The following is a 13,453-nucleotide window of genomic DNA, read 5'->3' as shown; positions in this document are numbered from 1 at the left end:
TTACCCTGATATTTTTTACGAACCCCGTTCATGCATTCCAAGATCCTCATCCTTGATTTCGGCTCCCAGGTAACCCAGCTGATCGCGCGCCGCGTGCGCGAGGCAGGCGTATTCTCCGAGGTGTATCCCTACGATGTCAGCGACGAATTCGTCCGGACCTATGGCGCGGCCGGCATCATCCTGTCGGGCGGCCCGAATTCGGTGACCGAGGGAGACACGCCGCGTGCACCGCAGGCAGTGTTCGAAATCGGCGTGCCGGTGCTGGGCATCTGCTACGGCATGCAGACCATGGCGGCCCAGTTGGGTGGCCAAGTCGAAAACGGCAAGGTCCGGGAGTTCGGTTATGCGGAGGTGCGCGCGCGCGGCCATACGCAACTGTTGAACGGCATCGCCGACTTCGTGACCTCGGAAGGGCACGGCATGCTGAAAGTCTGGATGAGCCATGGCGACAAAATCATCGAAATGCCGCCCGGCTTCAAGCTGATGGCTTCCACCGACAATTGTCCGATTGCCGGCATGGCCGACGAGGAACGCAAACTGTACGCGGTGCAGTTCCATCCGGAAGTGACCCATACGCTACAGGGCAAGGCGATGCTCAGCCGCTTCGTACACGAGATCTGCGGCTGCAAGTCCGACTGGAACATGCCGGACTACATTGCCGAAGCGGTTGAGGCGATTCGCAAGCAAGTTGGCGACGAGGAAGTGATCCTCGGCCTGTCCGGCGGCGTCGACAGCAGTGTGGCGGCGGCACTGATCCACCGCGCAATCGGCAAGCAGCTGACCTGCGTGTTTGTCGACCATGGCCTGCTGCGCCTCGACGAAGGCAAGATGGTGATGGACATGTTCGGCAAAAACCTCGGTGTGAAGGTGATCCATGTCGACGCAACCGAACAATTCATGGGCAAGCTCGCCGGCGTCAACGATCCGGAAGCGAAGCGCAAGATCATTGGCCGCGAGTTCGTCGAGGTGTTCCAGGCCGAAGCTGCCAGGCTGAAGAATGCGAGATGGCTGGCGCAGGGCACGATTTACCCGGACGTCATCGAGAGCGCGGGCAAGGGCAAGAAAACGGCGCACACCATCAAGAGCCACCACAACGTGGGCGGCTTGCCCGAAACGCTGAACCTGAAGCTGCTCGAACCGCTGCGTGAACTTTTCAAGGACGAGGTGCGCGAACTCGGCGTTGCGCTCGGCCTACCGCATGCCATGGTGTATCGCCATCCGTTCCCGGGCCCCGGCCTCGGTGTGCGCATCCTCGGCGAAGTGAAGAAGGAATATGCAGACCTTCTGCGCCGCGCCGATGCAATTTTCATCGAAGAACTGCGCGCGGCGACCGATGAGGAAGGGCGTTCCTGGTATGACAAGACCAGCCAGGCGTTTGCGGTATTCCTGCCGGTACGCTCGGTCGGGGTGATGGGCGACGGCCGCACCTACGAGTATGTGGTCGCACTGCGCGCCGTGCAGACTCAGGATTTCATGACCGCACACTGGGCGCACTTGCCCCATGAATTGCTGGGACGGGTCTCGAACCGAATCATCAACGAAGTGCGCGGCATTAACCGTGTCGTCTACGATATCTCGGGCAAACCGCCGGCCACTATCGAGTGGGAGTGATGGCGTTTTCATCTGCGCGAGGCAGACCATTGATATCGTCAACGGTGGCATCGGTGTTTTCGCGTTTGGGGCTTTGCGGGATTTGTCGTGACTTATAGCATCAAGGAAATTTTCTATACCCTGCAAGGCGAGGGCACGCATGCCGGCCGGCCGGCGGTTTTTTGCCGCTTCTCTGGCTGCAACCTGTGGTCCGGGCGGGAACAGGATCGGGCTACGGCGGTGTGCAAATTCTGCGATACCGATTTCGTCGGCACCGATGGCGAGCTTGGCGGAAAGTATGCAGACAGCGAACGCCTCGCCGAGACGATCAATGCCCTATGGCCGACTGCTTTCGCAGACAGTAAATTCGTCGTGTTCACCGGTGGGGAACCCCTGCTGCAACTTAACGGGGCGCTGATCGGGAGCATGCATGCACGGGGCTTCGAAATCGCGATCGAAACCAATGGCACCTTGCCGGTGCCGCCAGGTGTCGACTGGGTCTGCGTCAGCCCGAAAGCCGGATCCCGCCTGTGCGTGGAGAAGGGCAGCGAGCTGAAGGTCGTCATTCCGCAGGCTGGCCAGAACTTGGCGGATTATGAGCATCTTGAGTTCGATCATTTCTATGTGCAGCCCATGGACGGCCCCGATCTCGAGAAGAATACTCGTCTTGCGATCGAAGTTTGCAAGGCGAACCCGCGCTGGAAGCTGAGCCTGCAGACCCATAAATTATTGCAAATCCCGTAGTTCGCATGCTGACCATTACACGCAAGCTCGAATTCGATGCCGGCCACCGGATTCCCGACCACAAGAGCCAGTGTCGCAACCTGCATGGCCATCGCTATGCACTGCATATCACCCTTGCCGGACAGGTGCTCGACCAGGACGGGCGCTCCGACAATGGCATGATCATGGATTTTTCCGACGTTAAGGCGCTCGCCAAGGCGCATCTGGTCGACGTCTGGGACCATGCATTTCTCGTCTATGAAAAGGATGCAGCGGTCAGGGAATTTCTCGAAAGTCTGCCGGACCACAAGACCGTGGTGCTGAACCGGGTCCCTACGGTGGAAAACCTCGTGCGTGTCGCCTTCGATATCCTGAAGGATGTCTATCGCCGGCGCTACGGCCGGGAAATGCGCCTCATCAGGCTGGTCTTGTACGAAACCCCCAATTGCTGGGCCGAGATCGATGAAGCCGACGACCGCCATGCATGACGCGGCATTCATGCTCCAGGCCATCGAACAGGCACGCAAGGCCTGGGCGCTGGGCGAAGTGCCGGTCGGCGCGCTCGTGGTCAGGGAAGGCCAGGTGATTGCAAGTGGGTTCAACCAGCCGATCGGCCGGCACGATCCGACCGCCCATGCGGAAATCATGGCACTGCGGGCGGCTGCCGAAGTCCTCGGAAATTACCGTTTGCCGGGTTGCGAGCTGTATGTGACGCTGGAGCCGTGCGCGATGTGCGCCGGAGCGATGATGCATGCGCGGCTCGCGCGGGTGGTATTCGGTGCGCCCGATCCCAAGACCGGCGCTTCCGGCTCGGTGGTGAACCTGTTTGAACAGCAAAAACTGAATCACCATACAGCCGTCATCGGCGGCGTGCTGGCGGATGAGTGCGGCGCGCTGCTCAAGGAATTTTTTGCGGAGCGGCGCAATCAGGCGGTGCGGCAGGCTGCGGTGGTCGTGCCAACGGACCGCGGTTAACCCGCGGCGGTACAAAGGATACGACTTGCCCACCATCGACACCAACGGCATTACGCTGACCTATGACACTCAGGGCGACTCGAACGGCAAAGCCCTCGTCCTGATCGCCGGCCTCGGCCTCCAACTGATTTCGTGGCCGGAAGCATTTTGCAGGGAACTGGCGGATCAGGGTTTCCATGTGATCCGCTTCGACAACCGGGACAGCGGTTTGTCGACCAAGCTGGAGCACCTCGGTAAGCCCAACCTGCCGATGGCCGTTTTCAAATCGATGTTCCATCTGCCCCTGTTCCCCGGTTATACCCTTCAGGACATGGCGAGGGATACGATTGGCCTGCTCGATGGCCTTGGCATCGACAAGGCCCACATCGTCGGCGCTTCGATGGGCGGAATGATTGCGCAGATCCTCGCTGCCGATCATCCGGAGCGGGTCTCGACGCTGACCTCCATCATGTCCACCAGCGGACGGCCCGGATTGCCAGGTCCGATGCCGAGCGCGCGCGATGCGCTGTTCTCTAGGCCCGAGAACCCGCGCAACATGCAGAGTGTGATCGAGTATTTCGTAAGGGCATACCGCACCATTGGCAGCCCCAAGTATCCGGTCCCGGATGAGGTGCTGCGTGAGCAGGTAACAAGAAGCGTCCGGCGCAATGTCTGCCCTCAAGGCACGGCACGCCAGATGATGGCGGTGATGGCTTCCGGCGATCGCAGCCCGGCCTTGCGCAAGATCAGCGTACCGACACTCGTCATTCACGGGGCCGATGACCCGCTCGTTCCGCTCGCATGCGGGCGCGACACCGCACGCTGGATACCCGGAGCAGTGTTGCACGAAGTCGAAGGCATGGGGCATGATATTCCGCCGGCGCTCGAAGCCAGCCTGGCGAAACTGATCGCAACGCATTGCAAGGGCGAACCCGGACCGCGGGCGCGGCGCGCGTGATGCCTTGATGCATAGGAACATGAAATCGATGGGAGTGAATGGATGACCACCGCCAGCACGCCGATGTCAGGAGTCGGGATAGCGATCGTTGCGCCGAGCGGCTATGCGCCGGAGCAGGCTGCGCATGAACGCGCCGTCGCGCTGCTGGAATCCTGGGGCTGCCGCGTACGCAGCTATTACGAGCATGAGGCACGGCATCAGCGCTTTGGCGCAACCGATGCCGCTCGTGTCGCGCAGATCCATGCAGCAGCACAAGACCCGGATACACAGGTCGTGCTGGCTTTGCGTGGCGGCTACGGCATGTCTCGCCTTCTTCATGCGGTGGATTTCCGGATGCTGGCGAACAGCGGCAAGCTGTTTGTCGGGCACAGCGATTTCACTGCGTTCCACATGGGCTTGCTGGCACAGACCGGGGCGATCAGTTTTTCGGGCCCGATGGTCTGTTCCGATTTTTCCCGGGAAGAACCGAGCGGTTTTACGCTTCGGCATTTTCAGCAATGCCTGACAAGCCCCTCGCACACCATCGAATTCCAACCCGGCCAGAATCCTGCCGTAGAACTGGAGGGCATGCTGTGGGGCGGGAACCTGTCGATGCTGGTGCACTTGGCCGGTACACCTTATTTTTCCGAGGTGGATGGAGGCATCCTGTTTCTGGAAGACGTCAACGAGCATCCTTACCGTGTCGAGCGCATGCTGCTGCAACTGCTCCATACCGGCGTGCTGTCGCGCCAGAAGGCGGTGGTGCTGGGGGCTTTCTCCAATTACCAGCTGGCCGAGTACGACAACGGGTATGACTTCGCTGCTATGCTGGATTATTTCCGGTCACGCTGCGGCATTCCTGTGCTGACCGGCCTTCCTTTCGGGCACATCCGCGACAAGGTGACGCTGCCCGTCGGCTGCCAGGCCCGGCTGGTATCGGACGGAAGCCACGCCAGCGTCACCATGTGCGGCTATCCCTTCATTGCACCTCGTGCGCCGGCCGCCTGAGTTCAACGAAGAACCTCGCTTTCAAGGTGAAGCTTTCGCCCGGCTTCAGCACGACCAGCCCCGGCTGTCCCGGCATGTGGAGGGCATCGATCGGATGAGTGATCGGCTCCAGGCAGAAAAAGGGCAGGCCAGGCGGGCGGTACAGCAGGCTGTAACCACTGCAATTGGCCATCGACATGGTGACCGTCATGTTCCGGTCCGGATAGTCGATCACCGAGGCACCATTCCATCCGTCGAAGCAGTTGTCGATCAGAGGGCCCTCCAGCGGCGCTGGCTTGTTGTAGTCCCAGGTCGGAGGAAAGTCCCTGGTATAAGCCGCGGGGATGGGGTCATCGCCGGATAGCCATACTCCGCTCGCCGTGGATTGCAGCCGCGTCTGCTCATTGCGCATGAAATACGGATGCAACCCGAGGCCGTAAGGCAGGGCGCGGTTTCCGCGGTTGGTCACCGTCAGGTCGATGGCCAGTCCGTCCGGATGCAGGCGCAGGGTTTCAGTGCTGGCGTAATGATAGGGATTGTCGTCGAAGCGATGCGATTCCAGCGCAAGCGTAATGCTATTATCGGTCTGGTCCAGCACCTCCCAAGGCTGCAGCCAGCCATCCCCGTGGATGGGGTAGGGCTCGCCGGGCCGGTTGTTCCGGATCGGATAGAACAAGCCTTCGTGCTCGAAGCCGCCTTGCGTGATCCGGTTCGACCATGGCACCAGTGGAAAACAGGCTAGGGTGTAACGATCTTCCGATGCGCCATTCCAGGTGCGGAAGATGGGCGACCATCCATCCCCGATTTTCCAATCCCAGGCGGCGATGCCGCCACCAAGCCGCGGCACGAGAATGAGGCGCTGGAACCCAGTCTGCAGAGAAACGGTATCGGTGTTCATGCGGATGTCAGCTCGCTTCGGAAAGTATTGGCGGGTACGCCGGCAATATCGAGATCGACGGCGAACAATCCGCCAGCCAGCGGCTCGCGCGCCAGTTGTTCGTTCGACAGTCCGGTGAGTGCAGTGGTGATGAACAGGGTTTTCATGTCCGGTCCGCCGAAGGCGCAGCTCGATACCTGGCTGCAGGGAAGGTCGATCGCATGCAGCACCTTGCCAGCCGCATCATGCCGAGTCAGCTTTCCCGCGCCCCAGTGCGCGATCCAGAGCCCGCCTTCCGCATCGGTGGTCATGCCGTCCGGGACGCCTTCCTCCGCCGGGAATTGCAGGAACAGGCGCTTGTTGGACAAGCCGCCGGCATCAAGGTCGAAGTCGAAGGCATAGACACGGCCGTTCGCACTGTCGTTGAAATACATCGTCCGATTGTCGGCAGACCATGCGGGGCCGTTGGTCACCGCATAGCCGCCATCCATGCGCACACAGGCGAGGTCGGCCGAAAGACGGTACAGGGAGCCACTTGTTTGCCTGCCCTCGAAATCCATGCTGCCGGCCCAGAACCGGCCGCGCGCATCGCATTTGCCGTCATTGAAACGATTGTTCGGCAGGTCCGTCTCCGGCTGGATCAGATGCTCCAGTTGCCCGCTAGCGGGGTCGAAGAAGGCGAAGCCGCGGCGCAGGGTAACGATCAACCCATTCCCCCCTGCGCGTTCCGCTACTGCTGAAATTTCTTCCTCGAAGGCCCAGCTGCGCTGCCCCTCCCATGGCGAATAGCGATGCAGGCGTCGCCCGAGGATGTCGACCCAGTACAAGGCTTGCGCCTTGGATGACCAGAGCGGGCCTTCGCCTAGTTGGGCATGAGTGTCCCAGACACACTCCGGAGTCTTCATCGGCCTCTCCATCAATGTGATTCGCGGGGAACCGGTGCGCCGCTATGGCCGACCAGGAAATCCAGGTCGGCACCGAGATGCGCCTGCTGGACATGATCGACGTACAGCCTGACATAGCCGCGTTCCGGTTTCGATGGCGGCTTCCATTCCGCCTTGCGACGCTGCAACTCCTCGTCTGAAATGTCGAGATGGAGGCGACGTGCGGGCACATCAAGTTCGATCATGTCCCCGGTCCTGACCAGCGCAAGCGGTCCGCCTATTGCCGCTTCCGGCGACGTGTGCAGCACCACTGTGCCATACGCGGTGCCGCTCATGCGGGCATCGGAAATGCGCACCATGTCGGTGAAGCCTTTCTGCAGCACCTTGCGCGGCAGCGGCATGTTTCCGACTTCGGCCATGCCGGGATAGCCGCGCGGACCGCAATACTTCAGCACCATGATGCTGTTTTCATCAACGTCCATTGCCGGATCGTCGATCCGGCTGTGCAGTTCTTCGATCGATTCAAACACGATGGCCGGACCGCGATGCTGCAGTAGATGAGGCGATGCAGCCGACGGCTTGATGACCGCACCATCCGGCGCAAGATTACCCTTCAATACCGCGATACCCGCCTTTTCCTTGAAAGGCTCGTTGAAGGGGCGGATGACATCGCGGTTGTAGCAGGGTGCATCGTCAATGTTTTCTGCGAGCGTTCTGCCATTTGCCGTCAAGGTATCGCCGTGCAGGAGATGGCGGATTTCGCGCAACACCGCTGGCAGTCCGCCGGCGTAGTAAAAGTCTTCCATCAGGTATTCGCCGGAAGGCTGCAGATTCACCAGGCAAGGCATCTCGCTGCCGATCCGGTCCCAGTCATCAAGAGTCAGCTCGATACCCATGCGACCGGCGATTGCCAGCAAATGGACAACCGAATTGGTCGATCCGCCGATTGCCGCATTGACGCGAATGGCGTTTTCAAATGCCTCGCGCGTCAGGATCTTCGCCATTCCGATGTCTCCTTCCACCATCTGCACGATCCGCCGTCCGCTCAGTTGCGCAAGCCGGTTGCGACGAGTGTCGGATGCGGGAATGGCGGCATTGCCGGGCAGGGACATGCCGAGGGCTTCCACCATGCTGGCCATGGTCGATGCGGTCCCCATGGTGTTGCAATGACCGCTGGAGCGATTCATGCAGACTTCGGCTTCCGAAAATTCTTCCTGGCTCATCTGGCCGGCGCGCACCATCTCCGACATCATCCAGACGCCCGTGCCGGAGCCGAGGTCTTTGCCGTGGAATTTCCCGTTGAGCATGGGGCCGCCGGAAATGCCTATGGTCGGCAAGCCGCAGCTTGCCGCGCCCATCAGAAGGGCGGGCGTCGTCTTGTCGCATCCCATGAGCAGCACCACGCCATCGATCGGGTTGCCGCGGATCGATTCCTCGACGTCCATGCTGGCAAGATTGCGAAACAGCATGGCAGTCGGCCGCAGCTGCGTTTCCCCTAGCGACATCACGGGGAACTCCAGGGGGAATCCGCCTGCCTCAAGTACACCGCGCTTGACGAATTCGGCCAGTTCACGGAAATGGATATTGCAGGGCGTTAATTCCGACCAGGTGTTACAGATGCCGATGATCGGTCGGCCATCGAAGGAGTCCTGGGGATAGCCGGGTTTTCCGGTCCAGCTTCGATGCACGAAGCCATCGCGGTCCTGCTTTTCGAACCATGCCTGACTGCGGCGCTTCGGACGTTGGGTCGCCATGATGGTATGGATGGAGAAAGGGAGAGGAAGGTTTCAGGCCAGCATCAATATTGAGTAAGCCTTGCAGCGAAAGTTCAGGAGAAATCATGTCGGCACCGGGCGATCTGGCGAGCTATCCGAGCTTAAAAGGGCGGCGCGTCTTCGTGACGGGCGGCGGCTCGGGCATCGGCGAGAGCATCGTTGTGGCCTTTGCGGAGCAGGGGGCAAAGGTCGGTTTCGTCGACATTGAGGTGGATGCCAGCCTTGCTCTCTGCGAAAGAATTGCAGCGGCCGGGCATGAAATGCCGGTGTTTCGCGAGTGTGACATCCGCGACGTCCCGGCACTGCAGGATGTCATGCGCAGCATGGCGGAACAGATGGGGGACTTTCAGGTCCTGGTAAACAACGCCGGCAACGACCAGCGGCACAAGCCGGAAGAAGTCACGGTCGAGGCCTGGAACAACATGATCGCCATCAATCAGCGGCCCATGTTCTTCACCTGCCAGCAAGTCATCGGGGGCATGAAAAAAAACGGCGGCGGCTCGATTATCAATCTTGGTTCGATCAGCTGGCACATCTCCGGAGGCGGTTATCCGGTGTACACCACGGCCAAGGCAGCTGTCTGCGGGCTAACCCGTGGGCTGGCTCGCGACCTCGGGCCTCATCGGATTCGCGTCAACACCGTGACGCCGGGCTGGGTGATGACGGAACGCCAGATCAAGCTCTGGCTGAATGAGGATGGCGAAAAACTGATCGACGCCAGCCAGTGCCTGCCCGGGCGATTGCAGCCTTGGCATATCGCACGCATGGTGCTGTTCCTCGCCGCCGATGACAGTGCGATGTGCACCGCGCAGGAATTCATCGTGGATGGCGGCTGGTCATAATCTGTTCTCCGAGTGAACATGGCTGAGCCGGATACTACACTGCTGGGCATCGACTGGGGTACCAGCAATCGCCGCGCCTATCTACTGGACGGGCAAGGCAGGCTGGTGCGCCGGCATGAGGACGGCTTCGGCATTCTCAGCGTGGCAGGCGATTTCGAAGCTTCGCTGCGCGAGCTGCTGGAAGACTTGGACGTGCATCCGCCGCAGGTGCTCATGTCCGGCATGGTTGGCAGCCGCAACGGCTGGCATGAAATCCCTTATCTCTCCGTGGATCATCCGCTGTCCGATCTTGCGAGCGCAGCGGCCGACATAGGATCGACCCTGCCCATGCCTTGCCGTATCGTGCCGGGATATGAATACCTCGATGCGAACGGCATGCCGGATGTGATGCGTGGCGAAGAAACGCAGGTCTTCGGCGCCTTCGAACTCGGCGCAAGCGATGGCTGGTTCGTGCTGCCGGGCACGCACAGCAAGTGGGTCAGGGTGGAAGATGGGCGTATCCGAGAATTCCTTACCTTCATGACCGGAGAATTGTTCGCGCTACTCTCCAAGCAGGGCACGCTGGCCAAGCTGATGAACGTGCACGAGGATGTTCCAGCTGCCTTCGAGGCGGGACTGAAAGCGGCAGGCCATGGCGCATTCACTCACCTGGCATTTTCCTGTCGTGCACTGGTCGTCACCGACAGGATGCCGCAGGAGCAGGCTTATTCCTACCTGTCGGGGCTCCTGATCGGGACGGAACTGCACGACATCCTGCGGCGCTCGAGCGGGGAAATGCGACCGCCGGTGGAAATCATCGGCAGTCCCGCGCTCGGTGCGCGATACCGCCGTGCGCTGGAGTTATTGAATGTCACGGCGCGGGCTTGGCAGCCGGATGACATTTATGTCGCAGCCCTGCACGCGCTGTCTGGAATGAAAAGGTAGGCAAGCCATGACCACATTCGATTTTCCTCCCTGTCCGCTGGTGGCCATACTGCGCGGGCTTACCGTCAAGGATGCAGAGAGCGTTGGACAAATCCTGTTTTCCGCGGGATTCCGCCTGCTCGAGGTGCCGCTGAACCGTGAGGGTGCGTTGGATACCATCCGCGTGCTGCGGCGCATCGCGTCCGAAAACGCACTGGTCGGCGGCGGCACCATGCTGACCAAAAAAGACGTGGACCTGGTGAAGGAGGCCGGCGGCCAGCTGATGGTATCGCCGAATTGCGAACCCGAAGTCATCTCACATGCGGTGGAACTTGGCCTGATCGCCTTGCCCGGCGTGGCGACGCCAACCGAGGCATTCCGTGCGCTCGACGCAGGCGCGCAGGCTCTGAAACTGTTTCCGGCGGAGATGATCCCGCCTGTGGCGGTCAAGGCCATGCGTTCCGTGTTGCCGCCGGATGTGCCGCTGCTGCCGGTGGGTGGCATCAAGCCGGAAAGCATGTCTTCCTACGTGGCCGCCGGCGCGACCGGCTTCGGCATCGGCAGCCAGCTCTACAAGCCGGGGGTCGATGCGGAGGCATTGAGGCAGATGGCCAAAAACTTCATGCTTGCGCGGGATGCAATTCTGGCATCCCGGTGAGCGTGTGCCCTGCGGGCGCTGCCGTCGCGGTGGACGTGGAATGGTAGAATGGAGAGTTTGATCGAATCCATTCTGCAAAGGTTTTTTCAGTGCTTTCCACCGCCAACATCACGATGCAGTTCGGCCCCAAGCCGCTGTTCGAAAACATTTCCGTCAAATTCGGCGAAGGCAACCGTTATGGCCTGATTGGTGCCAACGGTTGCGGCAAATCCACCTTCATGAAGATCCTCGGGGGCGACCTCGAGCCGTCCTCCGGTACGGTCATGCTCGACCAGAACGAGCGCCTGGGCAAGCTGCGTCAGGACCAGTTTGCCTATGAAGAGATGCGCGTGCTGGACGTGGTGATGATGGGTCACACTGAAATGTGGGCCGCCATGACCGAGCGCGATGCCATTTATGCCAATCCGGAAGCCACCGACGACGATTACATGCGCGCCGCCGAGCTGGAGGCAAAATTCGCCGAATACGACGGCTATACGGCCGAGGCGCGTGCCGGCGAGCTGCTGCTCGGCGTAGGTGTGCCGATCGAACAGCACCAGGGGCCGATGAGCAACGTCGCGCCCGGCTGGAAGCTGCGCGTGCTGCTGGCACAGGCCCTGTTTTCCAACCCGGACATCCTGTTGCTCGACGAACCGACCAACAACCTCGACATCAATACCATCCGCTGGCTCGAAAACGTGCTCAACGAGCGCAATTCGACCATGATCATCATTTCGCACGACCGCCACTTCCTGAACCAGGTCTGCACGCACATGGCGGACATGGACTATGGCACGCTGAAGATTTATCCCGGCAATTACGACGATTACATGCTCGCCGCCTCGCAGGCCCGCGCCCAGCAGCTGGCAGCAAATGCCAAGGCCAAGGAACGCGTCGCCGAATTGCAGGAATTCGTCCGCCGCTTCTCCGCGAACAAGTCGAAGGCTCGGCAGGCGACTTCACGCGCCAAGCAGATCGAAAAGATCAAGGTGGAGGACGTCAAGCCTTCCAGCCGCCAGAATCCTTTCATCCGCTTCGAGGGCGAGAAGAAGCTGCATCGCCAGGCAGTGGAAGTCGAAGGCCTGGCGAAATCCTACGACCGCACGATTTTCAGCAACTTCAACCTGCTGGTAGAGGCGGGGGAAAAGATTGCGATCATCGGTGCCAACGGAGCGGGTAAGACCACGCTTCTGCGCTGCATCGGCGCAGAGGTATGCGGGATGCAGGCCGATGCCGGTATCGTGAAGTGGGCCGAGAACGCGAACCCGGGTTACATGCCTCAAGACCCGACCGAAGAGTTTGCGACCGACAAGAACCTGACCGACTGGATAGGGCAATGGACGAAAGAGGGCGATGACGACCAGGCAGTGCGCTCGATTCTCGGACGGCTCCTGTTCTCCGGCGACGATGTCAAGAAGTCGGTCAAGGTGCTGTCAGGCGGGGAGAAGGGACGCATGATGTACGGCAAGCTGATGCTCGGCCGGCACAATGTGCTGCTGATGGATGAACCGACCAATCACATGGACATGGAGTCCATCGAGTCGCTCAATATTGCGCTCGACAAGTATGCGGGCACGCTGATATTCGTGTCCCACGACCGGGAATTCGTTTCCTCATTGGCGACCCGCATCCTTGAAGTGAAGGATGGCGAAGTCATCGACTTCCACGGAAGCTATGAAGAGTATCTGGCCAGCCAGGGCATTGAATAAGGCAGGTGTTGAAAGGCGCAGCGCGGGAACACGTTGCTGCGCCTGGCAGGTGATTATCCGGCCGTGATCGTATTCGGTCCGATGGTTGTGTTCGGAATGGTCTCTCCCATGTACAGTAGCGGGTCCAGCCGATCGCGGTATGTCTTGGCGATTTCCTTGCCCTTGGCTTTCATGAGCGCTTCGAGATAGGGCTGGCGCAGCTCGCGAAACTCTTCGATCGAGCTGGCACGTTCGACCTTCAGTTGCAGCCCGTACCCGCGCAAGCCGAGGGCACTCTTGATCGTCTCGTTGTAAAAGCGGTAAATGGCCAGGAACTGGTTTTCCTTGTCGGACAAGTCGGGCAATGTAGCAGATGCATCCGGGGCGGAAGACGCCGGCTGCGCATCGGCGGCACCGAACATTTCTGCCGTTGCCGCTTGAGTCGCCACTTGCCGGATGAAACCCTGTTCGAGCAACTCGGTGATGCTTTGCTCGTCCAGTCCAAGGCCGGCGATCTTGGGCAGCAGGGCAGCCACACTGCTTTTTCCATCGACGAGTAACAGCAGGGTGCGCAGGCGCGGTGCCAATTGATGCTTGCGGGTTGCGATCTCCTCGCGGCCTTTGTCAGTCTTGTCGTAGATAAAATTTTTCATCGT

Annotated in this window: 14 protein-coding genes; 10 read left to right on the top strand and 4 right to left on the bottom strand. The window is 60.4% G+C overall.

Features of this window, described 5'->3' with window-relative positions:
* The first annotated feature begins 30 nt into the window (after positions 1 to 30).
* From guaA to ldcA, 6 genes are all read left to right on the top strand, one after another.
* Positions 31 to 1,611, top strand: coding sequence for a glutamine-hydrolyzing GMP synthase (guaA, locus tag HGHM_RS08275; protein WP_019141052.1), 1,581 nt, complete (start codon positions 31 to 33; stop codon positions 1,609 to 1,611).
* 87 nt (positions 1,612 to 1,698) lie between these two features.
* Entirely contained in the window at positions 1,699 to 2,334 is a 636-nt protein-coding gene (gene queE / locus HGHM_RS08270; protein ID WP_019141051.1) for a 7-carboxy-7-deazaguanine synthase, read from the top strand.
* A gap of 5 nt (positions 2,335 to 2,339) precedes the next feature.
* Positions 2,340 to 2,801, top strand: a complete 462-nt coding sequence (gene queD, locus HGHM_RS08265; protein ID WP_019141050.1) for a 6-carboxytetrahydropterin synthase QueD — start codon at positions 2,340 to 2,342, stop codon at positions 2,799 to 2,801.
* Entirely contained in the window at positions 2,794 to 3,288 is a 495-nt protein-coding gene (gene tadA, locus HGHM_RS08260) for a tRNA adenosine(34) deaminase TadA (RefSeq protein WP_019141049.1), read from the top strand. Before queD ends, tadA begins: the two co-directional genes overlap by 8 nt.
* Before the next feature lie 25 nt (positions 3,289 to 3,313).
* Positions 3,314 to 4,225, top strand: a complete 912-nt coding sequence (locus HGHM_RS08255) for an alpha/beta hydrolase (protein ID WP_019141048.1) — start codon at positions 3,314 to 3,316, stop codon at positions 4,223 to 4,225.
* 42 nt (positions 4,226 to 4,267) lie between these two features.
* The gene (gene ldcA / locus HGHM_RS08250) at positions 4,268 to 5,212 is read left to right on the top strand and encodes a muramoyltetrapeptide carboxypeptidase (protein WP_019141047.1); all 945 of its coding nucleotides are present in this window, start codon (positions 4,268 to 4,270) and stop codon (positions 5,210 to 5,212) included.
* Here the strand turns inward: ldcA and HGHM_RS08245 are convergent.
* Genes HGHM_RS08245 through HGHM_RS08235 form a run of 3 tightly spaced genes read right to left on the bottom strand, consistent with a single transcriptional unit; the run spans position 5,184 to position 8,706 of the window.
* A complete protein-coding gene (locus HGHM_RS08245; protein WP_019141046.1) occupies positions 5,184 to 6,089 on the bottom strand; it encodes an aldose 1-epimerase in 906 nt (301 codons plus the stop codon). The genes ldcA and HGHM_RS08245 overlap by 29 nt on opposite strands.
* Positions 6,086 to 6,973: an SMP-30/gluconolactonase/LRE family protein gene (locus HGHM_RS08240; RefSeq protein WP_081583552.1), complete on the bottom strand. Its 888-nt coding sequence runs from the start codon at positions 6,971 to 6,973 to the stop codon at positions 6,086 to 6,088. Before HGHM_RS08240 ends, HGHM_RS08245 begins: the two co-directional genes overlap by 4 nt.
* An 11-nt stretch (positions 6,974 to 6,984) precedes the next feature.
* Complete coding sequence (locus tag HGHM_RS08235; protein WP_019141044.1) at positions 6,985 to 8,706, bottom strand: IlvD/Edd family dehydratase; 1,722 nt, start codon at positions 8,704 to 8,706, stop codon at positions 6,985 to 6,987.
* A gap of 86 nt (positions 8,707 to 8,792) precedes the next feature.
* Between HGHM_RS08235 and HGHM_RS08230 the strand changes: the two genes are divergently transcribed.
* The 4 genes from HGHM_RS08230 to HGHM_RS08215 all read left to right on the top strand — a co-directional run bounded on the left by HGHM_RS08230 (position 8,793) and on the right by HGHM_RS08215 (position 12,818).
* Positions 8,793 to 9,569 (top strand): SDR family NAD(P)-dependent oxidoreductase, encoded by a 777-nt coding sequence (locus HGHM_RS08230; RefSeq protein ID WP_019141043.1) that lies wholly within the window; start codon positions 8,793 to 8,795, stop codon positions 9,567 to 9,569.
* 18 nt (positions 9,570 to 9,587) lie between these two features.
* Entirely contained in the window at positions 9,588 to 10,493 is a 906-nt protein-coding gene (locus HGHM_RS08225; protein WP_019141042.1) for a 2-dehydro-3-deoxygalactonokinase, read from the top strand.
* Positions 10,494 to 10,500: 7 nt separating this feature from the next.
* Complete coding sequence (locus HGHM_RS08220; protein WP_019141041.1) at positions 10,501 to 11,130, top strand: 2-dehydro-3-deoxy-6-phosphogalactonate aldolase; 630 nt, start codon at positions 10,501 to 10,503, stop codon at positions 11,128 to 11,130.
* A gap of 89 nt (positions 11,131 to 11,219) precedes the next feature.
* On the top strand, positions 11,220 to 12,818 hold the full coding sequence (locus HGHM_RS08215) for an ABC-F family ATPase (protein WP_019141040.1): 1,599 nt from the start codon (positions 11,220 to 11,222) through the stop codon (positions 12,816 to 12,818).
* A 53-nt stretch (positions 12,819 to 12,871) separates the two neighbouring features.
* Here HGHM_RS08215 and HGHM_RS08210 read toward each other — a convergent pair whose 3' ends face one another.
* Positions 12,872 to 13,450: a hypothetical protein gene (locus HGHM_RS08210; protein ID WP_019141039.1), complete on the bottom strand. Its 579-nt coding sequence runs from the start codon at positions 13,448 to 13,450 to the stop codon at positions 12,872 to 12,874.
* Positions 13,451 to 13,453 lie beyond the last annotated feature (3 nt).

Origin of the sequence: Noviherbaspirillum massiliense JC206, from assembly GCF_000312045.1 — a bacterium.
In the GTDB taxonomy this organism is placed as follows: Bacteria; Pseudomonadota; Gammaproteobacteria; order Burkholderiales; family Burkholderiaceae_D; genus Noviherbaspirillum; species Noviherbaspirillum massiliense.
The sequence above is the reverse complement of the archived record's forward strand: the minus strand, read 5'-3'. Positions and strand labels throughout refer to the sequence as shown.